The organism is Corynebacterium ihumii (assembly GCF_028609825.1).
Lineage (GTDB): Bacteria > Actinomycetota > Actinomycetes > Mycobacteriales > Mycobacteriaceae > Corynebacterium > Corynebacterium afermentans.
The window spans coordinates 433,604-457,886 of record NZ_CP063190.1 but is presented as its reverse complement, the minus strand read 5'-3'; the positions used below and the strand labels follow the sequence as shown (position 1 = coordinate 457,886).

Genomic DNA, 24,283 nt, shown 5'->3' with positions numbered 1-24,283 from the left:
AAACACTCAACTAAGCAAAAGGAGCACGCTTTATGCGCACCAACCGCGTTATCGCCGCAGCAGCGGCATCGCTCATCGCGGCCACCGGGCTGGTGGCCTGCTCATCGGAGACGGAGTCGTCGGCAGACAATGGCGACGGCGACAAGGTCACCGTGAAAATCGGCACCACCGACGCCGACCAGAAGGCATGGAGCGTCTTCGCCGACGAGGCTCAGAAGGCCGGCATCGACCTGGACATCATGCGGTTCACCGAGTACCCGCAGGTCAACCCGGCGCAGGTCGAGGGCCAGATTGAGATCTCGAAGTTCCAGACCATCAACTACCAGGCCCAGTACAACGCCACCGCCGGCGAGGACCTGCGCATCATCGGCTCGGGCGAGATCAACATCCTGGGCCTGTACTGGAAGGACCACGACTCGCTCGACGGCATCGAGGGCACCGAGATCGCCATCCCGAACGACCCGTCCAACCAGGGCCGCGCCATCAACGTGCTGGTTCAGGCGGGCCTGGTCACCCTGCGTGACGGCGCGCCGAAGCTGACCCCGACGCCGGCCGACATTGACAAGGACGCCTCCAAGGTCAAGGTCGTCGCCGTGGATGCTTCCCAGACGCCGAACGCCTACAACGAGGGCCGCCCGGCCGTGATCAACAACAACTGGCTGGCGCGCGCCGGCATCGACCCGGCCTCCTCGGTGGCCGCGGACGATCCGAATTCGGAGCTGGCGGAGCCGTACATCAACGTCTTCACCGTCTCCGGCGACGACCTGGACAACGAGACCTACGAAAAGATCGTGGACGTCTGGCAGTCCGAGGAAGTCACCGCGGCGCTCAACGAGGACTCCAACGGCACCGCCGTGCAGGTCCAGCGCTCCAAGGATGAGCTCAACGAGGTCCTCGACCGCCTTGTGGAGGAGTACAAGTAGATGACACACACCGGCACCCGGATTGAGTTCCGGAACGTATCCAAGGTCTTCAAAACCAAAGACCGCGAGGTCACGGCCGTCGACGACGTCACCCTGACCGTCGAGCCGGGCGAGATTCTCGGCGTGATCGGCTATTCGGGTGCCGGCAAGTCCACGCTTGTCCGCCTCATTAACGGCCTGGACATGCCCACCTCGGGGCAATTGCTTCTCGACGGCACCGACGTCGTCGGCATGCCCGAGCGCAAACTGCGCGACATCCGCCGCAACGTCGGCATGATCTTCCAGCAGTTCAACCTCTTTTCCTCCCGCACCGCCGCCGGCAACATCGAGTACCCGCTGAAGCTGGCTGGTGTGGACAAGCAGGAGCGCAAACGCCGCGTCGCGGAGCTGCTCGACTTCGTCGGCCTGTCCGAGCGCGACGAGAACTACCCGGAGCAGCTCTCCGGCGGTCAGAAGCAGCGCGTGGGCATCGCCCGTGCGCTGGCGACCAACCCGTCGCTTCTGCTTGCCGACGAAGCCACGTCCGCCCTCGACCCCGAAACCACCCAAGAGGTCCTCGGCGTGCTGCGCCGCGTCAACGAGGAGCTCGGCATCACCATCGTGGTGATCACCCACGAGATGGACGTCATCCGCGCCATCGCCGACAAGGTTGCCGTCATGGAAGACGGCAAGGTGGTGGAGTACGGCAGCGTCTACGACGTGTTCGCCAACCCGCAGACCTCCGTGGCCCAGCGCTTCGCCGCCACCAGCCTGCGCAACCGCCCCGACGAGGTGGAGGCGCGCGAGTTGTTGGCCAAGCCGGGCCGCCTGTTCACCGTGGACCTCACCGAGGATTCCGGGTTCTTCGGCGCTGCCGAGGCCGCCCGCGGGCGCGGCGTAACGGTGGAGCCGGTGCACGCCGGCATCACCACCCTGCAGGAGCGCTCCTTCGGCAAGATGACCGTGCGCCTTAACGGCGACGATGCCGCCATCAACGAGTTTTTGTCCACGCTGCAGCAAAGCACCGAGATTGAGGAGATCACCCGATGACCGCGTTGAACACTGGCGTAACCGAGTACATCCTCGCCGAGCCGAACTGGGAGACCCTCGGCCCCGCCTTCCTCGAAGCCATTGGCGACACACTGTGGATGGTGGCCATCACCATGGTCGTCGGCGGGTTCTTCGGCCTGCTTTTAGGCCTGTTTTTGTACACCACCCGCCCGGGCGGCATCCTGAAGAACAAGGCGGTGTACACCATCATCAACGTGGCGGTGAACTTCTTCCGCCCCATCCCGTTCATCATCATGATCGCGATGCTCTACCCGCTGACCCTGCAGGTGGTGGGCACCACCATCGGTCGCGCCGCCGCCACGTTTGTGATGTGTTTTTCCGCCACGTTCACCGTTGCTCGCATCGTGGAGCAGAACCTGGTGGCCATTGACCCGGGCGTGATCGAGGCCGCCCGCTCCATGGGTGCGAGCCCGTGGAAGATCATCACCTCGGTGATCCTGCCGGAGGCGCTCGGCCCGCTGATTCTGGGCTACACCTTCATCTTCATCGCGGTGATCGACATGTCCGCCATGGCCGGCTACATCGGCGGCGGCGGCGTGGGCGACTTCGCCATCGTGTACGGCTACCGCGCGTTCGAGCCTCAGGTCACCTGGGCTGCGGTGCTGGTCATCGTGGTCATCGTGCAGCTGGCGCAGTTCCTGGGCAACTGGCTGTCCAAGAAGGTCATGCGCCGGTAAGTTTGGGTGCCATGAAGGTTGCGGCGTTCGACTTCGATGGCACTCTCCACCACCCTCCCCATGGCTTCCGCGAGGAGGACATCGCCGCGATAGATGCCTGGCGCGCTGCCGGGCATCTCGCTTTTTCTGCCACCGGCCGCTCCCGCACGGCGCTGGCCCACGGGATGCGCGGCAGCGGGCTCACCTTCGACTACCAGGTGCTGTCCAACGGCGGTTCCGCCACGGACGGGGCGAACCGGGAGCTCATCTTCGGCCACGAGGTGGCAGGCTCTGTGTTGCAGGCGGCTTTGGACGCCTTCGGGTCCCGCGACGGCCTGGCCATCTTCGGCACCACCCTGGGCCAAGTCGACGGGGTGTTCGCAAACAACACCGGCATCACCCACACCTTCACCGCGCATTTTGCGCAGATGACTCCCGCGGACATCCCCGACCACCGCTTCGCTGTCGTGCCCATCTGGGTGCCTGGTAACGCCGAGCTGCGCGCGGAGGTCGTCGACTGGGCGTCCACGCTCGGCGAGGTCGAGGTCGCGCAGAACCAGGACTACATCGATCTCATGGCCCCGGGGCGCTCCAAGGGCGCAGGGATCTTGCAGCTTCTCGACGAGCTCCGCCTCCCCCGCGAATCCCTCCAGCTCTACACATTCGGCGATTCTTGGAACGACCTGCCCATGCACGCCATCGCGGATGCCTCCCACAGCTTCCACCACTCGCCTTCTGAGGTGCGCGCGGCCACGGACCGCGTTATCGGCTCCGTGGCGGAGGTCCTGGGCGAGTACATGTAGCGCCAGCGCACCCTCAAACCTGATCTGCTAGTTCGTCGCCGACCGCCCCGATCCACAACTAGCAGATCACGTGTCCAACTTTTCGTTTCCCCAGGTGGTGTTGAACACCAGTTTCAACACCGGGCTGATCTGCTAGGAGCGCCGCGAAAGCTGAATTGGACAACTAGCAGATCCGCAGGTTGTGGTGCCGAAGGCGGAAAGCGAGAAGTTAACGCCGCGGGGTCACCGACACCGCGACCCAGGCCGTGCTCTCCTTCGGCGCCTTTCCGCACGAGTCGACCACGCCAGACACCGGGCGCTGCTCCAGCTGCACTTCGTACGCCTGGCCAGCTGCAGTGTCGGTGACCAGGACGGAGCCACCGTCAAACGCAGCAACCTCGAACTGACCGTAGCGAGCACCGGGCACCTCTGCGGCGGCGGCGAGCTCAGCCACCTGCTCGGCGGGTCCCAGGGTGCCGCGGCCACGGTTGCAGGGGACGAAGTAGCGGCCCGCGGATGCGTCGGCAAGCATGGCATCGGTGGCCTCAATGTTCATGCGCCCGAAGCTGTAAGCCCACGGCATAAGCAGCATCGTGGGCGCGAAGCGGTGGCCCTTGATGTGGGAGGTCTCCCACACCACGTCGTTGCCGGGGCCGAACGGGTAGCGCGCGTGCAGCTCGTTGACCAGCGGGCGGCCCTTGACGGCGCAGCAACGGTCGCGCTTAGCGTGGGTGCAAATCAGCAGCAGCGGGCGCTCGCGGCGTTCGGCGCCGTTGCGGCCCGGTCCAGAAAGATCCAGCTCCAGCAGCTCTTCGGGGCTGTCAATGTGTTTGACCTCAGTGACGGCCTCGTCGGCGAAGACGAGGTAGAGGTGGTGGTCGGTGATGTTGCGGCCCTCACGCGTTGGGTGGCGGATGAGCAGTAGCGTCGCGTCGTGCTCCTCGAGCATGGGCGCAAGTTTCGCGGTGAGCTCCTCGCCGAGGGCGGCGTCGCCCATGACGTCGCGGGGCCAGGCTTCCGGCCACTCAAAAAGCACGTACACGGAGCCGGGTTTGGCGGTTCCCGGCAGCGGTTCAACCTCTACGTCAGAGCAGGGCAGTTGTTGCATGGCACCACCATAGCTAAGCATGCCCTAACCCGTAAGCCACCCTCTTGGACATCATTCCAAGTTATAACGGTTAAATAACCTTTTACGATTTCGCCTCCTTTCTTTTTGTTCTCACTTGCACGCTGGCTACGGTGACTGGGTGTTTAAATTCTCCGGTCTTTCGCGCGTGGCGCTCGCGGGCGCGTGCGTGGCTGCTTCTGTGGCGTGCAGCGCCTGCAGCGTCGTCGGCGACGGTGCCGGAAAAACCCTGACGGGCAGCTTGGCCTCCCCCGCTAAGAAACCGCAGCCGCTGGGCGCTGCAGACTCGTCGTCGAAAACGCAGCGCCCGTCGGAGCCGTCGCGTCTGGCCGTGGTCGGCGTGCGCGTCGGCGCGCACGAGGGCTTCGACCGCGTGGTGGTGGACCTGGCAGGCGACGGCGATCCGGGCTGGTTCGTGGACTACACCTCCACCCCGATGCAGGAGACGGTGGGCCAACCGCTGCAGGTGGCGGGCAACTCCTTCCTCAACATCAACGTCGACGGCACCGTGTACCCCTTTGAGCTGGGTAAGGACAACGACGTCCCGGTGACCATGGCGGGCGACACCGGCAACGTCATCGACGTGATCAGCGCGGGCACGTACGAGGGCCGCAGCCAGGTCGTGGTGGGACTGCGCTCCGAGCTGCCGTACTCGGTGCAGGTGCTCAAGGATCCCACGCGCGTTGTCGTGGATATCGTGCAGAAGTAGCTAGTACACCGCTTCCACGCGCCAGCTGCGCCGGCTCCACACCAAAAGCCAGCCGGTCGCGGCACCGTCTTCCCCGCCTTCGCGGCCCACGACCTGCATGCGCGCGACGCGGCCTGCGGGCAGTTCGGTTTGCGTCCACCAGTCCGCGTCCACGGGCCACGGGCCCGCCCATCCGGTGACGAGGTAGCGCTTGTCGCCCCAGGCCAGTCCGTACGGCTCGCTGTTTAGCAGGGCTTCGGCGGTGACGATGACGGGGGCGCCGGTGGCGTTGATAAGCATGATGCGCGAGGCAGGGTGGTCGATGCCGCCGCCGAGGCGCGCAGGCAGGGGTTGAGGGATCGCACCGGGCCACGATTGCCTATCGACGTCCTCCGGTTCCTCCCCGAACGGCACCATCGCCACGCGCTCGGCCACCCCGCGCCCGCCGATGAGCCGCGGTTGAAGCACCGCGTCGATGCCGAGCTGGGATTGGACGCGCTCCACCACCCGGCGCGCGGTGTCGGTGGAGGCGCCGTCGGCCCACAGTTCGCCGACTGGTTCGGGCGCGGCGAATTCGAGCGGCTCGAGGATGAGGCTGGTGATTGCGCCGGCGCCGCCGTTTGTCAGCCAGCCGTCGAGCTGCCAGCGCACGCGGTCCGCGGTGGCGGCTTCGGTGAGCGGTTCGCGAGTGCGCCAGACGCGTTCGACGCGGGAGCCGTCGTGAAGCTCGGCGATAACTTTCAGGCGCAGGCAGTTGCGGCCGGTGTCTTTGAGTCGTTCGTGCAGGCTGGCGGCCAGGGCACGGGCGGCGAAGGCGGCGGCGTCCACGCGCTCGATCGGGTCCTCCGGCGTGATGGCCACGGCGAGGTCTTCCACCGGCAGCTCCGGGGCGACGCGGCGGTCCGGCGCGGCGGAGGCAATGCGGTGGATGCGCATACCTTTGGTGCCAAAACGGGTGGTCACCGCGTTCGGTGGCAGTTTCGCCAGCTCCCCGAGTGTGGAAATGCCAAGCTGCCCCAGCGCTTTGACGGTGTCCATGTCCGCAGCGAGCGACTCTTCTGCCACCAACACGCCGAGCGGCTGCGCTGCCAAAAACTCGGCCGATCCTCCCGGCGGGATCACCTGGGAGGTGCGCGCGGCGATCAGCGCGGTGGCGATCTCGTCGGCGGCGCCTGCGAAGGCGTCGATGCCGCGGCGCGAGGCGGCGTCGATAAGCATCTCGAGTGCTTTGCCCTCGCTGCCGTGGAAGCGGCCCGCGGCGTCCACGTCCACCACCACGAGCCCGGGGCGTATCACCTCCACGCTGGCGGCGACCTCGTCGAAGCTGGCGGCGAGCGAGGCGAACATCCGCCCGTCGCGGTCCGGATTGTCCTCTATCACCGTCAGCTCGGGCGCGACCGCCTGGGCGTTGCGCACCCGCATCCCGCGGCGGATGCCCAGCTGGCGCGCGGCGTGCGAGCACACCTTTACCCGGTGCTGCGCCGCGATTGCGATGGGTTCTGTCAGCTCATCGCCCGATTCCAGCCGCGCCGCCTGCACCGGCCAGTCCGGAAACCACAGCGCCGCGGCCCTCATGTGACGGCCCGGAGCCTTCGCTTCTCGACGCCTCCGGTGCCCAACGTCACCCTCGCACTGGCCGGCCGGTATCCCTTGGCTTGCGCGCGGACGTCGAAGTCGATGCCCGTGATGCGGCCTATGCCCCGGCCGATGCCGTGGAACTGCGCGAGCTGGCCCGTGACCGTCAGCGCCGGCGAGGGCACTTCCACGTTCACGCACACCAGCGCGGCCTGACCTTTCCGGATCCGGGCGAGCAGGGGGCGTGCGCGAACCGGAGTGAGCTGGAACGGGCTGCGGGTGCGCAGCACCACCAGGTCGAGGCCCTCGGCGAGCACGCCAGCGACGCTGAGGTCGTCGAGGCCCGCGTCCGGCACCGCCACTACTCGCTCCATCGCGTCTGCGTCGATGCTGGCGTAGGACAGTTCCGGCCAGCCCACCACGCCCGCGCGCCCGCCGGCCTGGGCCACCTGGCCGATGAGCTCCACGATGAGCGCCGGGGTGTCGCTGACGTGCGTGACTGCCCGGCGTGGCAGGCCACCGTTCGGCAGCACGAGCGAAAGCCCGCCCGCCACCGCCAGGGTCTCCGCATCCTCGACGACCTGTTGCGGAACCTCCCCGCCGATAGCGGCCATGCGGGCGCGCAGCTCGGCGATCTGGTCGACGCGCGACGGCTGAGCTGGCGGTTCTTCCACAACTGCCAGGTTTGCCGCCGCTGCCGACGCAGCTCGAATAGGTGTTCCACTCACGCCAAACAGTATGCACCCCGGGGCCGACACAGGCAACGCTCCTGGCCGAACATGTTTTCTACTTCACCCTCATGAGAACCTGGCTCATGGGGCCATACGAATAATCCATGATCTCCCCACTCATGATTAATTCGGGCGGTGAAGTGCCCTGGTAACGTCGCCCTGCGTGATCCCCATCAGCGCAGCAGAGGTCCGCAACCGCGTCACGCCGATCCCCACCCCGACCGTCGTACGAGCACTGGGTTCGCTCGGCGTGGGCGGGTCCGTCGGCGTAATGGCCTCGCAGGCGCCGCTGGGCGTCAAAGCAGTCGTGGCGATTCTGTGCGTCGTTGCCGCCGTCGCCGTGACGCTCTTGCACCCCTACCGCAAACAGCTCAGGGCGTTTGCGGATGAGAAGAACGTGGCCAGGGTGCCGTCGATAGGCATGGTGCTCCCCCTGATGCTGTGGTGGCTGCTCCTGATGCTCGCGCCGCTGGCCGGTTGGCCCACACTCGGCGCGTGGGTCGCGGGTGTGCTGGCGGCCGCGGCGGCCTGGGTGCTGTACCCGCACGTGGACGGCACGCGGCGCCTCGCGTACGCGTAGATCTACTCGAAAGGCTTTCTAGTAGACGAGTTTTCGCAGCTCAACCTAGAAACATTCCCTTTCGAGTAGCTTTCTAGTAGCTTTCGAGCTCCGCAGGAGCACCCCTGCGCACAGACCCCTAGTAGCAAAGCCCTATTAAGGCCGAAATCGGCGCATACTCGGGGTTTTTCACTAGGGGTCTGTCGGCAGCACGGCGCAGCCGGCAAACAGCAAGACAGCCCCGCCGCGCCGAAACCCCGGCTGCGAAGTCCAACCAACCCACGGATAATGGCACGTATGGCTCAAGGATCTTCGACATCGCTTAAGCACATGTGGGACACGCGCCCGTACCGCATCCCGAAGGACGAGGGTGGGCGCGCCGTCATCGCCGGTGTCTGCGTCGGCGCCGGTGAGCGCTACAAGGTGGACCCGGTGTCCATGCGCATCGCGTTTGTCATCTTCAGCCTCGTTTTCGGCGGCGGCATCTTCGCCTACCTGCTGTGCTGGTTTGTCATGCCGCGCGTGGGCATGACCATCACCCCGGCCAAGGCGATCGTCACACCGAAAGAGCAGCTCACCCCGCACGAGATTGAGGAACGCAAGCCCGGGTGGTGGCTGCTTCTCGGCCTGATTATCTGCCTGCCCGCGCTTAACCAGGCGGCAGACCTGCGCGGCGCGCTGCTCAGCTTCGCCGTGTTCTTCTTCGTCTGGTTCTTCACCTACGCGCGCCAGCCGGAGCCGCCGGCAGGCCCCAACAGCAACGACGACCTGGTCTGGCGCTAGCCAGAACCAGCTAACGGTAACGCTTCGGCACATCCGGCGCGCCGAGGGTGAGCATGAGCCGGTTCGCCCAGTTGAAGAACGCGGACGAGTTCACCACGTCCAGCACCGCCAGGTCGTCCAGGCCAGCGGCCCGCAGCGCGTCCACGTGCGGCGCGCCGAACTCGTAGGGGGTGCGGGTCAGCGCCACCGCGGCGTCGCGGATGGCGTTCCACAGCTCGGAGTTCAGGTCGGCGGTCACGCCTTCGTCGAGAAGCGTGTCAATGGCCTCCGCGTCGCCGCCCTCCTCCTTGGAGCGGCCCTGGTGCACCGAGGCGCAGTACTCGCAGCCGTTCAAACGAGAGGCCACCGTGGCGGCGAGTTCGCGCTCGGCGCGGCCCAGGCCGCCCTCGGTGCTATAGAAGATGTCCAGGTCCGTCAGCGTGCGGGCTTTCAGCGCCTGCGGGTCGCGCGCGAGCAGGCGGAAGTACTCCATGTCGGCGCGCTCGGGCTTGATCAGCGCGTCAATGTGCGCGTCGGTCAGCTCGCCCTTTTCCAGCGGCGCCACCCACGGCTTCCACCCCAGCGGGTGCGCGACAAACTTCTCGGGCGCGACCACCTCGGGCTGCAGGGTGGCAGCGGCGGGCGCCCAACCGGGATCCGCAACGCCAGCTCGCCTATCGACGCCCTCCGGCACCCCGCCGCCACCCGCCAGCACACGCACGCCGTGCACGACACGCAGCTGGAACGCCACAAAGGCGATAAGCTGGCCGAGCGAGACAATCGCGTTCTCGTTGTAGCCTGCCTCCTGCAGGTGCCCGATCGCCGCGGGCGAGGCGTCCTTCGGGTGGAAGGTCAGCAGGTGGGCGAAGTCGAAGGCGACGGCGAGTGCGTTGTCGCCGAAGGTGACAAAGTCCCCGCCCGCGTAGGGTCCGGCGGACACACCTGCACGCACCGCGTTATCGACCACGGCAACGAGCGACTCGTCCTCGTCCGCAAGCAGGTCGGTGTAGAACGCCGCAGCGCGCTGCGCACCGGAAACACCGGCGATGAAGGCGGCAACGGCGTAGCGGGTGGCAACCGGCAGCGCCTGGATCAGCGCGTCGTCGGTGGGCTCGAACAGCGCTTCAAAGCTGCGCTGAGCGTTGTCCACCGCCTCGGGACGGCGGCGACGCAGCTCGGCGAGCTCCGCCGGGGTCTCGGCCAGGGTGTCAATAATGTCAGTGCGGTTAGACAACAAACTCTCCTAACTGTCGGGCCCGGAACACGGTGCCGGGGATGGCGTTGATGAGCTCGCGGGTGACGTCGTGCTTCGGGTGCGCAAACACGTCGTTGGTCGCCCCGTATTCCACCTGGCGGCCGCGGCTGAACACACTCACGGTATCCGAAATCTGGCGCACCACCGCCAGATCGTGGGAGATGAACACGTAGGTCAGGCCAAGCTCGCGCTGCAGATCCTCCAAAAGCTCCAGGATTTGGGCCTGCACGGTCACATCGAGTGCGGAGACGGCCTCGTCCAACACCACCAGCTCCGGCTGAACAATCAGGGCGCGGGCGATGGCCACACGCTGGCGCTGCCCGCCGGACAACTGCGCCGGGGTGCGGTTGGCAAACTGCGCCGGGTCCAGCGCCACACGCGCCAAAATCTCGTCGGCTCGTGCGAGCGCCTCACGCTTGGAGGCGCCGGCGAGGTTGCGCAGAGGCTCGGCGACGATCTCGCCGACGCGCATCTTCGGGTCCAGCGAGGAGTACGGGTTCTGGTACACCATCTGCACCCGCCCGCGAAGGCCGCGCTGCTGTCTCGGCGAAAGCTCAGTCAGCTCGGTGCCGTCCAAGGTGATGCGTCCGGCGGTGGGCTGGTTGAACATGGCAATCGCACGCCCCGTGGTGGTCTTGCCGGAGCCGGAGCCGCCCACCAGCGCGTGAGTGGAGCCGCGCGCCACGTCGAAGGAAATGTCCTCGACTGCCGTGAAGTCGCCGTAGCGCTTGGTCAGCCCGCTGACAGTGAGGAGGGCGTCCTGGGCAACCGGAGGACGTCGATAAGCATCTGCGACCGCAAGCGAGGGCACGTTGGCGAGCAGGCGCTTCGAGTAGTCCTGTTGCGGGCTGGTCAGCACCTGGCCCACCGGCCCGTGCTCGACCACTTCGCCGCGCTCCATGATCACCACATCGTCCGCCCGATCACCCGCAACAGCGAGGTCGTGGGTGATGAAGATGATGCCAAGGCCCAGCTCAGCGCGCATCTCGTCCAGCAGGTCCAGGATGGTCTTTTGCACCGTCACGTCGAGCGCGGACGTCGGCTCGTCCGCAATCAGCACCTCGGGCTCAAGCGCCACCGCCGCCGCGATGAGCACCCGCTGCTTCATGCCGCCGGACAGCTCGTGCGGGTACTGGTCGTAGCGGCGCTCCGGGTCGTCGATGCCCACGCGCTCCAGCAGGGCAATTGCTTTGCGACGGCGCTTAGCCGCATCCCCCACCCCATGAATTTCCAGGCCATCCTGCACCGAGGCACCGATGGTCTTCAACGGGTTGAGCGAGTTGTTCGGATCCTGCGGCACCAGCCCAATCTTCGTGCCGCGCAGCTTGCGCCACTCGGCGTTGGTCAGGCCAGACAGTTCCTGGCCCTTGAAGCGGATGCTGCCGGAAAACACGTTGCCGCTAGGCCCCAGCAGGTCCAGCGCCGCCATCGCGGAAGTGGTCTTGCCGGAGCCGGACTCGCCCACGATCGCGGTCATCTTCCCGGCCTCGACGGAAAACGAGATGTCGCGCACCACCGGGTCCGCGTCGCCGTACGCGACGGTCAGGCCGCTGACTTCAAGCAGAGGCGTAGTCACTTCGCATCACCTTCCTGTTGGATCATCTGGGACAGGTGGTTGGTGGACATCACTGTGGCCACGATGGCCAGGCCGGGCAGCAGGATCAGCCACCAGGCGGTTGCCATGAAGTCGCGGCCCTCCCCGATGAGCAGGCCCCACTCCGGGGTCGGCGGCGGCGCGCCGTAGCCCAAGAACCCCAGGATGGACAGCTGCAGGATGGCGGTGCCGAACTGCAAGGCTGCCAGCGCCAGCACCGGGGTCAGCGAGTTGGGCAGCACGTGCCGGAACAGCACCTGGGCCTGCGTGGCGCCGGAGCCGTAGGCGGCCTCGACGAAGTCCGCGTTGGCGATCTGAATCACCTGCGAGCGCGCCAGGCGCGCGAACGTGGCCACCGAGGTCATGCCGACAGCGAACGCTGCCTGCAGGGAGCCGAAGCCGGTGACGATGATAATGGACAGCGACAGCAGGATGCCGGGGATGGCCAGCAGCACATCCACCAGGCGCATCAGCACCGTTTCCACCCAGCCGCGCCGGGTGCCCGCGATCAGGCCGATCAAAGTGCCCAGCACCAGGCCAACAGCCACGGCGATCAGAGCGCCAAGCAGCGACTGGCGTGCGCCGTAGACCACACGCGAGAACAGGTCGCGGCCCACCGCGTCGGTGCCGAAGATGTACTCACCATTGGGGGCGAGCAGTGCCACATCGACGTCGTTGTACGGGTCGTGCGGCGCGAAGATTCCGGGCACGATCGCCCACAGCGCGGCGATGGCCAGCACGATCAGCGACAGGATGGTCGCCGGCGAGCTCCAGCGGCGGTGCTTGCGGGCCTTGCACGGCCGGTGGTGCTTCTGCGGCGCGCGCTGGTTGTGCACCAGGTTGGTCGTGCTCATCGGACGGCCTCCTTTGCGGTCGTAGCCGGGGTGTTTGCGGCGGTCTGCTCCTCAGGGGCCGCCGGGGTGGTGGCGGTCTGCGCCGCGGCCTGGTCGCGCAGGCGCACGTCCAGCACCGGGTAGAGCAGGTCCACGATCAGGTTGATCACCACGTACGCGGTGGCGGCGATGAGGACCACGCCCAGCAGCACCGGCATGTCGCGGCTGGACACGGCGTTCACGGTCAGCGAGCCCAGCCCGGCGCGGCCGAAGACGGTCTCGGTGACCACGGCGCCGCCGACGAGCTCACCGAACAGCAGGCCAGCCATGGTGATCGCGGGCAGAAGCGAGTTGCGTAGCACGTCGCGCCAGAAGATGCGGGCCTCGCTGGCGCCGCGGGCGCGCACGACCTGCACGAACGGCTGGGCGCGGACCTCGTCGATAGAACGGATAAGCACCTGCATCAGCGGTGCCGCCATGGGCACGGCGAGGGTGAGCGTGGGCAGGATCAGCCCCTCCAGCGGGGTCGGGTCAACCACGTTGACCCAGCCGAGCCGGAAGGAGAAGAACTGCAGCAACAGGATTGCGATCCAGAAGCCCGGCAGGGACACCATGAACGACGGCAGCGTGCGGAAGAAGCTGCGCAGCGGCCCCGCGCCGGGCAGGGTGGCCACGTACGCGGTGGCCAGCGCCACCACGATTGCAAGCCCGATGGACGTCGCGGCGAGCGCGAACGTGTGCGGCGCGGCGTCCGTGATCAGGTCGAACACGGGCGTGCCGGTGGCCACCGAGTAGCCCAAGTCTCCGGTGAACAGCCCGCCCAAGGTGGCGAAGTACTGCTGGATCAGCGGCTTGTCCACGCCCATCTGCTCGCGGATCTGCTCGATTTCTGCCTGGGACAGGCCCAGGGCCGGGTCCGCGTAGCGGGCGGCCACGCCGTCCGAAGGCAGCGCGGACAGCAGGAAGAACGCCAGGGTGTAGGCCAAAAGGAGCACGATGAGCGCCTGGCCGATGCGCTTGAATACGTACTTGCCCATCTACTTGTCCTCCTCGCGGTCGAAGTACACCGAGTAGAAGCTCGGGCGCGCCACTGCCTCAGTGTCAAAGCCCTTCACGTGCGGCGCGAGCGCGTAGACCTGCGGCTCTTCAAACAGCGGCAGGGTGTAGGCGTGTTCGGTCAGGTGGTCCTGCACTGCCTTGGATGCGGCGGCGCGGCCGGCGTCGTCCGGGGTGGAGACCACCTTGTCCAGAAGCGCCTGCAGCTCCGCGTCGATCGGCGTGCCGTCGCCGGCATTATTCAAAAGCGAATCGCGGCGGTCCACCGACAGGTGCGATTCGATCACGTCGTAGTCCGCGCGCCCCACCATGGTGTGCATGAGCTGGACGCGGTTGATGTCCTTTTGCGCCGCGTTCTGGGTGGCACGGTCGCCGGCAACCATGTTGAGCTCGATGCCCAGCTCTCGCAGATCGGACTGGATCATGGTGACAATCTCCTTCGAGCGCGGCTGCGGCAGGGCGTGGTTGACCCACAGGCTCAGGCGCTGGCCGTCCTTCTCGCGGATGCCGTCCGGGCCGGGGGTCCAGCCGGCGTCGTCGAGAAGCTTGCGCGAGCTTTCCGGGTCGAAGGTGTACGCGCCAGGCTGCTCCGCGTACCCCAGGGCCTGCGAGGTCGTCGATGAGGTGGCCAGCGGGTAGGAATCCGACAGCAGGATGCGGATGATCTCCTCGCGGTCAACGCCGTGGATGATCGCCTGGCGCACGCGGATATCCTGCAGCAGCGGGTGGTTGAAACGCATCGCCAGCTGGTTGTTCATGCCGTTGGCGGTGGCGGCGACCACCTGCACGTCCTGATCCTTCAGGTGGCGCTCCACCGGCGGGGAGATCGTGCGCGCGGCGTCGGCCTGGCCGGACAGCAGCGCGCCGGAGCGCATGGCCTCCTCCGCGGCCAGGGTGTAGTGGATGCCGTCCAGGCGAGCCCGGCCCTGGTGCTCGAGTGAGGGCGGCGCCCAGTCGTAATCCTCGCGGGCCTTAAGCACCAGGTCGGTGCCCAGGGTCTCGCTGTCCACCACGAACGGGCCGGAACCGATGACGTTTTCCGCGTTACCGGGGCCGAACTCCTCGTTGCGCAGCTGCAGCGAGGAATCGGCCAACAGGCCCGCGTTGTAGGTGGACGTCGCCTGCGCAAAGCCCGGCGAAGGTGCGGAGAAGTGGAAGCGCACCGTGTCCTCGTCGACGACCTCGCCGCGCTCATAGTTGGAGATCTGCTCCGAGACGTTGAGCAGCCGGTCCTTGTCGCCCAGGCCGAACAGGTCGAAGTTGTCCACGATGTTCTGCGCGGTCATGGGCGTGCCGTCGGAGTAGGTCACGTCGGTGCGGATGTCGAAGGTGAACACCGTGGCGTCCTCGTTGACCTCCGGCAGGTCCGTGGCAATCCACGGCTCAAGCTCCAGCGTCTCCGGGTCCTGGTAAAGCAGCCGGTCCGTCAGTTGGTTGACCACGCCGCCGTTGGGGTAAAACCCGGCGGCCGGCGGGTACAGGCTGTTAAACCAGTTGGATTCCAGGTAGGTGAGCACGTCACCGTCATCGCCGTTAGCCGCCGTCGCACATCCGGCGAGCAGGCTGGCTGCGGCGCCGAGCGCAAGCGTCGCGGCTACCTTTGTTTTAGGCACGTTATCGCCTTCTTTCTTCGGTTGCGCAGTGCACATTACCACTGTTAGACAATCCGGTTCTTTAGCAATAGACTAGGCAGTCTACATACGATCAAAGATTCACAGAAATCGTGGAGGTATTTTCACCGTGGCAGCATCCATCGCAATCGTCGGAGCAGGACCCCGCGGCATCTCCATCACCGAACGCATCGCCGCCTACCTAGGCGCCAGTGGCGGCGTGCTCACCCTGCACATCATCGACGACGCCCAAACCGGCGCCGGCCGCATCTGGGAAACCGACCAGACCCGCACGCTGTGCATGAACACCCTCGCCGGCGCGGTGACCCTGTTCACCGAGCCCGGCGCGACCGTTTCCGCCCCCGTGCTCGAAGGCCCCACCATGTACGAGTGGATCCAGGCGCTTCGCGGCGAGAAAACACACCCGCTTATCGACGCCTCCGGTGCCTCCCTCCCCGAGCACTACAACGAGGAGCTGCGCGCCACCCGCCCCGAGTCCAACCCCTCGCGCGCGCTCTACGGCGAATACCTGCGCTGGGCATGGAAGGTCGCGCTCGCGCAGCTACCGGACACGGTCGAGGTGGTCGAGCACCACTCCCGCGCCGTGTCCTTGGCGGCCGAGGGCGCCCAGGACGCCATCACACTTGCCGACGGCTCCGTGGTCCACGCCGACGCCACCGTCATCGCCTCCGGCTGGGTCCTGCCCGCCCCCACGCCCGCGCAGCAGGCGTTCGCCGACTCGGGTCTGACCTACATCCCGCCGGGCAACCCCGTGGAGCAGGACGTTTCACAGTTGCCGGCCGGCGAGCACGTTGTGGTGCGCGGCATGGGCATGGGCTTTTTCGACCTCATGGCGCTGACCACCATCGACCGCGGCGGCCGCTTCGTCGAGGACGCCTCCGCGCGTTCCGGCCTGCGCTACGAGGCCACCGGCAAGGAGCCGCACTTCGTGGTCACCTCCGGGCGCGGCTACCCCTACCTGCCCAAATCCGAGTACCACTCCCTGCCTCCGAAGGCCGACCTTTCCCGTCTGCGCGCCGCCATCGACGCCTCCGAAGCACCGGTGTCCTTCGGCCGCGACCTGTGGCCCGCGCTCGCCCGCGACGCCTACGCCGAGTACTACCGCGTGCTTGCCCGTGTGCGTCCCGAAGCACTCAGCGCGGCCCTCGACGAGATCCTCGCGGCCATCGACGCCGCCGACCTTGCCGCGGTTGCCACCTCGGACGACATCCTGCCGGTCGCGAACGCGCTGACCGAGGCACTTGACGGGATGAGCACCGCACCGTTCGACATGGCCGCCTGGGTGGATCCGCTCGCCGGCACCGAAGCGCTCAACCTGGAGGAACTGAACCGACGCGTCGCCGAAGGCATGGTGGCCGACATCACCGAGGCCGTGTCCGCCTGGGACTCCCCGCTCAAGGCCGGCCTATGGGCCATCTCCGCAGGCCGCAAACCCAGCGCGATCGCCACACAAAACGGCCGCGGCCCCCGCGAGGCGGCACTTGCGCAGTACATGGCGTTCGGCCAGATGGTCGGCTCCGGCCCGCCGCTGTTTCGCACCCGTGAGCTACTCGCGCTGTTCGACGCCGGCCTGGTCACCTTCTTAGGCCCCGACCCCGTGGTAGAGACCACCGACAGCGGGTACACAGCAGTCAGCCACGCCCGTTCGGTGCGCGCCACCGCACTTGCCGACGCATTCCTGCCCGGCCCCGACATCCGCACCTCCCCCGATGCCCTGACCGCGTCGCTGCGCGAGGCCGGCCGCGTGCGCCCGTTCGCACCGGGTGGCGTGGAAACCGCCTCCCCGGAAACCGACGATCACACCCGCCGCACCGTCCACCCCGACGGCGAGCTGGACGCGCGCCTGCACATCGTGGGCATCCCCACCGGCAAGCAGTGGGCGGACACCACCATCTCCCCCATGCCCGGCACCGACCCGCTGATGCTGCAGGAGACCGACAAGACGGCTCGCTCGCTGCTCACCCAGGCGGGCGTGCTCTAGCCCAGATCCCGGGCCACCGCCCACCTGGTGAGCTGGTGGCGGTTGGAGGTCTGCGTCTTGCGCAGAATGTTCGACGCGTGTGTTTCCACCGTCTTGACGGAGATGAACAGACGCTCGGCGATCTCCTTGTACGTGTAGCCGCGCGCGAGCAGCCGCAGCACCTCGAGTTCGCGGCGGGTCAGCGAATCCACCGCCGGGTCGTCCTCTTCCACCACCGGCCCCGAGGCGAAGGCGTCGAGCACGAACCCGGCCAGCCGCGGCGAGAAATACGCGTCCCCGCCGCGCACCCGTGCAATCGCCTCGGCGAGCTCGGCGCCTGCGATGTTCTTGGTCACGTACCCCCGCGCGCCGGCGCGGATCAGTGCGATGACGTCCTCGGCGGCATCGGAGACACTCAGCGCCAGGTACGCCGGGCCCGGCGCCCGCTTGAGCACGGCCAGTCCGCCGCCATCGGGCATGTGCACGTCTAAAAGCACCACGTCCGGGCGCGTGCGCTCGATCCCACGCACCGCCTCAGCAACCGTGCCGGCCTCACCAACGATGTCCACCGCGTCCGCCAGCTCAGCTTTCACCCCGGCACGGAACACGGAGTGATCGTCCACCAAGAACACGCTCGTCATAGCTCTAACGCTATCTCCACCTCTGAGCCATTGCCTATCGACGACATCACGTGCACTTCTCCCCCAACCCGCTCTACGCGGCCCACGATGGAGTCGCGCAAACCGTGCCGATCGGCCGGGATGGCGTCCGGATCGAAGCCGGAACCGCGGTCGCGCACAAACACCTCGAGCCTGCCCGCGAGATGCTCCGCGTAAACATCGATGGTGTCCACACCAGCGTGCTTCGCGGCGTTGACCATTGCCTCCCTCGCGGCCAGCACGACCGCCTCGGTGCGCTCATCAAAGGCGACGTCTTCGCCCACCGTGACCGGTTGGATGACCACGCGGAAGGCGTCCTCCACCTCGCCGGCCGCTTTCTGCAGGGCGGCGAAGGCGGTGGTGTGGTTGGGCACGGAGTCGTCGAAAAGCCAGGCCCGCAGCTCGCGCTCCTGGGCGCGCGCGAGGCGGGCGACCTCATCCGCATCGCCCGCCTGCTTCTGTATCAACGCGAGGGTCTGCAGCACCGAATCGTGCAAGCGTGAGGCAATCTCCGCGCGCTGGTCCGCCACCGCCTTGGCCTCACGCTCCGCGACCAACGAATTGGCCAGCTTGGCTATCAGCGGCACAACCAGCACCGCCACGCCCACCACCGTGACCAGCACGGAGACCACCACGCCGCCAACCCCGGCGCTTTCGCCCACAAACGCCACGGCCAGCACCCCGGCCATGACCAGCAGCGCACCCAAGGTCAGCGCGGCGATGTTGCCCCACGACCCCGTGCCGCGGTCGTATGCCTGCAGCGCAATCACCGCGCCGACGATGAGCACGCCGAGTACAAACACCACCGTGGCGCCCGCGCCCGAGGACAGCTGCAGCGCAATAAGCGCGCCTGCGAACCCGAGCACCACCAGCGCGAGATCCATCGTCCCCGGACGCTGGCGCTGCGCCCCGCTGTCGTCCAGGGGCGTACACATCCATAAACCGGCATAGAGCAGCGCGCCGAACCCGCCCGCGAAACTCGCCGCGACGAAGAACATGCGTACCCACTTGTCCTCCACCCCCAGGTGGTCGGCCACACCGGAGGCCACACCGGCCACAACGCGGCGGGAGCGGTTCCGGGCCAGCCGGGGATACAACGCAGACATAACCCCCATCGTTGCACGGGCACGCCTTCGGGCACATCGGGGAAAACCCTGAAAAGAAAGATCAGGGTCGTTCCCGATACCGCGGCCCGCGCTCCCGCGGGAGGATGGAGCCATGGAAAACAGCGCACTCACGCAGATGTGGGAGACCCGCCCGCCCCGCATCCCGGAGAACCAGGGCGGCAAGGCCGTCATCGGCGGCGTCTGCGAAGGCATTGGCGCCCGCTTCCACATCGACCCCACGTTCATCCGCGTGGTTTTCGTCGCGCTCTCGCTCGCGTTCGGCGGCGGTATCTTCCTCTACCTGCTGTGCTGGATCAACATGCCCCGCTTCGGGCTGACCCGCAGTCCGTGGGCCGCGATCATCACTCCGAAAGAGCAGCTGACCGCAGCGGAGATAAAGGATCGCGACACCGGCTGGTTGCTGCTGCTCGGGCTGTTCCTGTTTTTGCCGTCCGTTTCCGTCGCAGGCGATCTGCGGGCAGTGCTGGTCACGTTCATCCTCTTCGCCGCTGGCTGGTACTTCCTGCGCCAGCGCCAGCCCGAGCCGCCGGCTGGGTTGCTGGTGGGCGAGCCGGAGGGGGCACGGACAAGCAACCGCGCCGCTGTGGACACCTCTCACCTGACGGTGCCCGAAGGACACGAACACCCCGGCCAGCGCCCGCCCGCCTGGGACCCGCTCGGCGCGGCGCCGGAGCTGTGGCACCTACCGGAGCCGAGCGAACCGGCACCAACACAGCCGAAGAAACGCAATTGGACCTGGATCCCGGTCGCCTTAGTTCTCTCAGCAGTCTCGCTCGTGGGGCTTGCGTTTTACAGCGACCTGCGCGACGGCGACTACGGGCGCTTCGGCAGCGCGCACATCACCGTGTACGACGTCGACACCCTGCCAGACCAACCGGGCGTCAACGGCTTCGTCGGCGAGACCTACCTTGACCTCTCCGAGCTCGAGCCGCTGCGCGAGCCGAAAACCGTCGAAGTCAGCAACACCATCGGCAAGGTGGACGTGATCCTGCCCAACAACGTCCCCGTCGATGTGAACTGCCAAGTCACCATCGGCGAGACCGCCTGCCCCGAAGAAACGCAAAACGCGGACAAGGACAGCGCGCTGCTCACGATCAACGTGACACAGCGCGTCGGGTCCGTGTCCGCGTACTACGCCCGCTAAGACGCGGGCGTAGGTGACTGGCTCACTCCCACTCGATGGTGGCCGGCGGCTTGGAGGTGACGTCCAGCACCACACGGTTGACGTCGGCCACCTCGTTGGTGATGCGGGTGGAGATGACCTCGAGGGTCTCGTACGGAATACGCACCCAGTCCGCGGTCATGGCGTCCTCGGAGGCCACCGGGCGCAGCACGATCGGGTGGCCGTAGGTGCGGCCGTCGCCCTGCACGCCCACGGAGCGCACATCCGCGAGCAGCACGACTGGACACTGCCAGATCTGCTCGTCCAGGCCGGCCGTGGTCAGCTCCTCGCGGGCGATGGCGTCGGCGGCGCGCAGCGTCTCCAGGCGATCCTCGGTGACCTCGCCGATAATGCGGATGCCCAGGCCCGGGCCCGGAAACGGCTGGCGGTTCACAATCTCCTCGGGCAGGCCCAGCTCGCGCCCAACGGCGCGGACCTCGTCCTTGAACAGCAGGCGCAGAGGCTCGACGAGCTCGAACTCCACGTCGTCCGGTAGGCCGCCGACGTTGTGGTGGCTCTTGATGTTGGCGGTGCCGGTGCCGCCGCCGGACTCCACCACGTCCGGGTACAGGGTGCCCTGGACCAGGTAGTCCACCTGCTGGCCCTCCAGCACTCCGGCAACAGCGCGCTCGAAGGAGCGGATGAACTCCGCGCCGATGGCCTTGCGCTTCGCCTCCGGCTCGGTGACGCCGGCGAGCTTGTCCAAAAACGCCTTGCGCTCGTCCACGGTGACCAGCTTCGCCCCGGTGGCGGCCACGAAATCGGTCTCCACCTGCTCGCGCTCGCCCTGGCGCAGCAGACCGTGGTCCACGAACACGCAGGTGAGACGGTCACCGATGGCGCGCTGCACCAGCGCCGCCGCGACAGCGGAATCCACGCCGCCGGACAGGCCACAAATGGCGCGGCCCTCGCCGACCTGCTCGCGCACGTCCGCGATCAGCTGCTCAGCGATGTTGGAGGCGGTCCAGTTCTGCTCCAGACCGGCAATCTCGGTGAGGAAGCGGGTGAGCACCTCCTGGCCGTGCGGGGAGTGCATGACCTCCGGGTGGTATTGCACGCCGGCAAGCTTGCGGGAGGTGTCCTCGAACGCGGCCACGGGCGCGCCCGAGGTGGAGGCGGTGACCTCGAAGCCCTCAGGCGCCTGCGTGACGGAGTCGCCGTGGGACATCCACACGGCGTGCTCGGGTTCGAGTCCGGCGTGGAGCACGCCGCCGTCGACACGCATCTGCGTGCGGCCGTACTCGCGCGCACCGGTCTCGGCCACCTCGCCGCCGAGCGCGCGGGTCATGATCTGGAAGCCGTAGCAAATGCCGAAGATAGGCAGCCCCAGCTCGAAGATCTCAGCATCGAGCTGCGGCGCGCCCTCTGCGTACACCGACGACGGGCCGCCGGAAAGGATCAGCGCCTGCGGGTTCTTCTCGCGGACTTCTGCGGCGGTGATGGTGGAAGGAACCACCTCGGAGAAAACGTTTGCCTCGCGGACACGGCGGGCGATCAGCTGCGCATACTGCGCGCCGAAATCGAGGACAAGGACTGGGCGGGCTTGCGGAGTATTCACAGGCATAGATCGTAGTCGATCCCGCGCGAGACCCAACTGCCTGTGCGGCGTCCAGGAAAACCCCTGAATAACCAGCACCAGCGCGGGCGACGAAGAAGGCTGGTTCGGCGGGGCGTAGTACGCGTTACTGGACAGCCGAGCTAAGGCGCTCCAGGGCGGCGCGGACCTCGTCCGTGGACGGTGCCTGGGCAAGCTTATCGGCGGCCTGCTGCAGCTGAACGATTGAATTATCGGCGGCGGCCATAGCGTTGTTGACTTGCTCCACCAGCGGCATCACTTCAGCGTCCATGGTGGACTCGTTGGTGTTCTGGGACCAGCGGCGGATCATCTCCAACGGAATCTTGGTCAGCTCAGAAATGGAGTTGACCTTCAGCTCCACGCGGCGGCGGAAGGACGAGTGCAGGAACACCGCGTCGTCCATCTCCCGAACGTCAACCTCGAGCGCGTCCACAAGCAGGCGCATAGATTCATCCGCGCCGGACTCAGTGGAGAACTGCGCAGTCTGTGCGGTGTGCAGACGCGCCAGCGCAATCGCCATGCGCGCGTTTGCGGTCTTCGCGTACAGCTCCTCGGCCACCTCTTCCAGGGTGGCGGCGTTCTCGTCGATGATCCCGCGCATGGTCGCCCACACCTGCAGCGGCGCGAGCAGCAGGGTGCGCGAGGCCCCCTCGGTGACCACGTTTTCCATCTCCGCCTTCACGTTGTTGGTGACGGCGTTTTCCTCCACCAGGGTGGCGGACGCCTTGCGCAGCTCGTCGGCCGCGTCCTGAATGGCGGTCTGGACGGACATGAATTGGTCTAACTCGGCGTACAGGGCGCGGGCCGCGTCGTAAATGTCACCCGAGCCCTCCGGCAGAGTAAACCCGGCGTCCTCAAGCGCCTGCACCTCGGCCGGCAGGGCGGCCTGGATAAACGCGTCGTAGTCCGGCAGCAGCTCGCCGATCTTCTCCGCACCCATGACGGCGCGCTCACGGCGGCCCACACCGTTGGCCTTCGCCTCGTGCTCCACCAGGTTCGCCTCCTGGTAGAGCTGACCCGCGGCCTCGAAGCGCTCCGTCATCGGACGGGTGCGCACGGAGAGGTAACCGCCGTTGGGCAGCGGGGTGACGGTGGCGAGCACGTCGTAAGCCGAGCCGCTCTTGGCACGGTTGCGCACGTATGCGGCAAAGGGGCGGCCATCCTCGATGGTGTCCCACATGAGCTTGAAGGCGGCACCCGGCATCTCGTCGTGGCGGATGAGGTTGTGTGGCTTGCCAATCATCTCGTCCGCGCTGTACTGGGCGTACTTGATGAACACATCATTAACATGCGTCATCACACCCTTCGCGTCGGTGACCGAGAAAAAGATGTCGTTGACATCCACTTCATGGGAGGCACCCTCTGGTGCGTCGCGAAGAAGGGTTACACGGCTAGACATGGGCGTACTCATCCAATTTCTTAATTACGGATTGCCAGATCTGCTTTCTGAAAAGCTTTCACATCAGTATAACCACACTTGGCCATGATTCTCTTGAGACCTCCGACGATGTTCAGACGGCCGTATGGATCGCTCGACGGCCCGAACAGAACAGTCTCCAACGGCACACGCTTGCCCGATACCGCATGCTTGCTCACGCCACCACGGGGAAAGCGCGGGTGCGCCGTCTGCGCCTCCCAGTACACCCCGTTCGCCGCAGCCTCGGACGCCTGCACCAAATCTCGGCCGAGCATGACTGCATCCGCCCCGCACGCGATAGCAAGGGCAACAGCGCCGGGCTCCCACAGGGAGGTGTCCGCCAGCACGTGCACGTAGCGCCCACCGGTCTCATCCAGGTAGTCGCGGCGCGCTGCCGCCACGTCGGCGATCGCCGTCGCCATGGGGACGTTGACCACCGTGTTGGCGTCGCCGGAGCCCACAATCACGCCGGCCACTCCGGAGCGCATCAGGTGTGTTGCCGTGGAGTAGTCGAACACGCCGCCCGCGACCACCGGCACGTCCAACGAGCCGACGAACTCCTTAAGGTCGAGCGGTTCGCCGCCCTGCTGCACGTGCTCGGCGGAGACGATAGAACCCTGGATGAACAGAATCTCCGCACCTGCCGCGATGACCACCGGTGCCAGTTCGCGCGCGTTCTGTGGGCTCACGCGCACCGCCACTGTGACCCCGGAGTCGCGCACCTGGGCGATGCGCTCAGTGAGCAAATCGGTATCACGCTCCGCTGCGTGCAGCTCCTGCAGCGTGCGAACGGAGCGCTCCTCCGAGTCCATGTACTCCTGGTACTTCTCTTCCGAGTCGATACCCCAGGCGTCCTCGCACGAGTCCACGACCTTCTTCACCGCGCCCTCGAGGTCGGCATGGCGGCCCCAAAGCCCCTCGGCGTCGATCACGCCGAGGCCGCCCTGCTTGCCCATCTCGATGATGAACTCGGGGCTGGCCAGCGCGTCCGTCGGGTGAGAAACAAGCGGGATGTCGAAGGTGTAGGCGTCGATGTTCCAGCTCGTGTCCACGTCCTTCGAAGAACGGGTGCGGCGCTTCGGCACGATTGAAAGGTCGCCCAAGTCGTACGCCCTGCGGGCCTCGCGGCCGAGGCCGATTTCCACGTAGTCGCGCATGAAT

General features: G+C 66.9%; 22 protein-coding genes. 9 read left to right on the top strand and 13 right to left on the bottom strand.

What is annotated here, in order from left to right; translation table 11 throughout:
- Nucleotides 1-32: 32 nt before the first annotated feature.
- The 4 genes from CIHUM_RS02315 to CIHUM_RS02300 are packed head-to-tail and all read left to right on the top strand — an operon-like array spanning nucleotide 33 to nucleotide 3,432.
- A complete protein-coding gene (locus tag CIHUM_RS02315; protein ID WP_034997371.1) occupies nucleotides 33-923 on the top strand; it encodes a MetQ/NlpA family ABC transporter substrate-binding protein in 891 nt (296 codons plus the stop codon).
- Nucleotides 924-1,952, top strand: a complete 1,029-nt coding sequence (locus tag CIHUM_RS02310) for a methionine ABC transporter ATP-binding protein (protein ID WP_034997369.1) — start codon at nucleotides 924-926, stop codon at nucleotides 1,950-1,952.
- Nucleotides 1,949-2,650: a methionine ABC transporter permease gene (locus tag CIHUM_RS02305; protein WP_034997367.1), complete on the top strand. Its 702-nt coding sequence runs from the start codon at nucleotides 1,949-1,951 to the stop codon at nucleotides 2,648-2,650. The genes CIHUM_RS02310 and CIHUM_RS02305 overlap by 4 nt, the downstream gene beginning before the upstream one ends.
- 11 nt (nucleotides 2,651-2,661) lie before the next feature.
- Nucleotides 2,662-3,432, top strand: a complete 771-nt coding sequence (locus tag CIHUM_RS02300) for an HAD family hydrolase (RefSeq protein ID WP_081634384.1) — start codon at nucleotides 2,662-2,664, stop codon at nucleotides 3,430-3,432.
- A gap of 208 nt (nucleotides 3,433-3,640) precedes the next feature.
- Here CIHUM_RS02300 and CIHUM_RS02295 read toward each other — a convergent pair whose 3' ends face one another.
- Complete coding sequence (locus tag CIHUM_RS02295) at nucleotides 3,641-4,519, bottom strand: sucrase ferredoxin (protein ID WP_034997364.1); 879 nt, start codon at nucleotides 4,517-4,519, stop codon at nucleotides 3,641-3,643.
- 139 nt (nucleotides 4,520-4,658) lie between these two features.
- Here CIHUM_RS02295 and CIHUM_RS02290 point away from each other — a divergent pair, with 139 nt between their 5' ends.
- Entirely contained in the window at nucleotides 4,659-5,246 is a 588-nt protein-coding gene (locus CIHUM_RS02290; RefSeq protein ID WP_074431966.1) for an AMIN-like domain-containing (lipo)protein, read from the top strand.
- Here the strand turns inward: CIHUM_RS02290 and CIHUM_RS02285 are convergent, their stop codons facing one another.
- Together CIHUM_RS02285 and CIHUM_RS02280 are read right to left on the bottom strand one after the other, a co-directional pair.
- On the bottom strand, nucleotides 5,247-6,800 hold the full coding sequence (locus CIHUM_RS02285) for a Y-family DNA polymerase (RefSeq protein WP_034997362.1): 1,554 nt from the start codon (nucleotides 6,798-6,800) through the stop codon (nucleotides 5,247-5,249).
- Entirely contained in the window at nucleotides 6,797-7,528 is a 732-nt protein-coding gene (locus tag CIHUM_RS02280; protein ID WP_243427115.1) for a hypothetical protein, read from the bottom strand. Before CIHUM_RS02280 ends, CIHUM_RS02285 begins: the two co-directional genes overlap by 4 nt.
- Before the next feature lie 166 nt (nucleotides 7,529-7,694).
- Here CIHUM_RS02280 and CIHUM_RS02275 point away from each other — a divergent pair, with 166 nt between their 5' ends.
- Entirely contained in the window at nucleotides 7,695-8,111 is a 417-nt protein-coding gene (locus tag CIHUM_RS02275) for a hypothetical protein (RefSeq protein ID WP_074431965.1), read from the top strand.
- 276 nt (nucleotides 8,112-8,387) lie between these two features.
- Nucleotides 8,388-8,873 carry a PspC domain-containing protein gene (locus CIHUM_RS02270; RefSeq protein ID WP_158293359.1) on the top strand — a complete coding sequence of 162 codons (486 nt, stop codon included), beginning with the start codon at nucleotides 8,388-8,390 and terminating at the stop codon, nucleotides 8,871-8,873.
- Between the two features lie 10 nt (nucleotides 8,874-8,883).
- Here the strand turns inward: CIHUM_RS02270 and CIHUM_RS02265 are convergent, their stop codons facing one another.
- From CIHUM_RS02265 to CIHUM_RS02245, 5 genes are read right to left on the bottom strand one after another with little or no spacing between them, the layout of a single operon-like run.
- Nucleotides 8,884-10,086: an alkylhydroperoxidase domain protein gene (locus CIHUM_RS02265; RefSeq protein ID WP_034997361.1), complete on the bottom strand. Its 1,203-nt coding sequence runs from the start codon at nucleotides 10,084-10,086 to the stop codon at nucleotides 8,884-8,886.
- Nucleotides 10,079-11,683: a dipeptide ABC transporter ATP-binding protein gene (locus tag CIHUM_RS02260; RefSeq protein ID WP_034997359.1), complete on the bottom strand. Its 1,605-nt coding sequence runs from the start codon at nucleotides 11,681-11,683 to the stop codon at nucleotides 10,079-10,081. Before CIHUM_RS02260 ends, CIHUM_RS02265 begins: the two co-directional genes overlap by 8 nt.
- Nucleotides 11,680-12,555 carry an ABC transporter permease gene (locus CIHUM_RS02255; protein WP_034997357.1) on the bottom strand — a complete coding sequence of 292 codons (876 nt, stop codon included), beginning with the start codon at nucleotides 12,553-12,555 and terminating at the stop codon, nucleotides 11,680-11,682. Before CIHUM_RS02255 ends, CIHUM_RS02260 begins: the two co-directional genes overlap by 4 nt.
- The gene (locus tag CIHUM_RS02250; RefSeq protein ID WP_034997356.1) at nucleotides 12,552-13,571 is read right to left on the bottom strand and encodes an ABC transporter permease; all 1,020 of its coding nucleotides are present in this window, start codon (nucleotides 13,569-13,571) and stop codon (nucleotides 12,552-12,554) included. Before CIHUM_RS02250 ends, CIHUM_RS02255 begins: the two co-directional genes overlap by 4 nt.
- Nucleotides 13,572-15,203, bottom strand: coding sequence for a TIGR04028 family ABC transporter substrate-binding protein (locus CIHUM_RS02245; protein WP_034997882.1), 1,632 nt, complete (start codon nucleotides 15,201-15,203; stop codon nucleotides 13,572-13,574).
- Between the two features lie 118 nt (nucleotides 15,204-15,321).
- Between CIHUM_RS02245 and CIHUM_RS02240 the strand changes: the two genes are divergently transcribed.
- Nucleotides 15,322-17,202, top strand: coding sequence for an FAD/NAD(P)-binding protein (locus tag CIHUM_RS02240; RefSeq protein WP_034997354.1), 1,881 nt, complete (start codon nucleotides 15,322-15,324; stop codon nucleotides 17,200-17,202).
- Here the strand turns inward: CIHUM_RS02240 and CIHUM_RS02235 are convergent.
- Nucleotides 17,199-17,822 (bottom strand): LuxR C-terminal-related transcriptional regulator, encoded by a 624-nt coding sequence (locus tag CIHUM_RS02235; protein WP_034997352.1) that lies wholly within the window; start codon nucleotides 17,820-17,822, stop codon nucleotides 17,199-17,201. The two genes, CIHUM_RS02240 and CIHUM_RS02235, sit on opposite strands and share 4 nt — an antisense overlap.
- Nucleotides 17,819-18,946 carry an ATP-binding protein gene (locus CIHUM_RS02230; protein WP_034997351.1) on the bottom strand — a complete coding sequence of 376 codons (1,128 nt, stop codon included), beginning with the start codon at nucleotides 18,944-18,946 and terminating at the stop codon, nucleotides 17,819-17,821. The genes CIHUM_RS02235 and CIHUM_RS02230 overlap by 4 nt, the downstream gene beginning before the upstream one ends.
- A gap of 112 nt (nucleotides 18,947-19,058) precedes the next feature.
- Between CIHUM_RS02230 and CIHUM_RS02225 the strand changes: the two genes are divergently transcribed.
- Nucleotides 19,059-20,111 carry a PspC domain-containing protein gene (locus CIHUM_RS02225; RefSeq protein ID WP_034997349.1) on the top strand — a complete coding sequence of 351 codons (1,053 nt, stop codon included), beginning with the start codon at nucleotides 19,059-19,061 and terminating at the stop codon, nucleotides 20,109-20,111.
- A 22-nt stretch (nucleotides 20,112-20,133) separates the two neighbouring features.
- Here the strand turns inward: CIHUM_RS02225 and guaA are convergent, their stop codons facing one another.
- From guaA to CIHUM_RS02210, 3 genes are all read right to left on the bottom strand, one after another.
- A complete protein-coding gene (gene guaA, locus CIHUM_RS02220; RefSeq protein ID WP_034997347.1) occupies nucleotides 20,134-21,693 on the bottom strand; it encodes a glutamine-hydrolyzing GMP synthase in 1,560 nt (519 codons plus the stop codon).
- Between the two features lie 118 nt (nucleotides 21,694-21,811).
- On the bottom strand, nucleotides 21,812-23,104 hold the full coding sequence (locus CIHUM_RS02215) for a PAS domain-containing protein (RefSeq protein ID WP_158293358.1): 1,293 nt from the start codon (nucleotides 23,102-23,104) through the stop codon (nucleotides 21,812-21,814).
- A gap of 20 nt (nucleotides 23,105-23,124) precedes the next feature.
- The gene (locus CIHUM_RS02210) at nucleotides 23,125-24,279 is read right to left on the bottom strand and encodes a GuaB3 family IMP dehydrogenase-related protein (protein ID WP_034997346.1); all 1,155 of its coding nucleotides are present in this window, start codon (nucleotides 24,277-24,279) and stop codon (nucleotides 23,125-23,127) included.
- Nucleotides 24,280-24,283 lie beyond the last annotated feature (4 nt).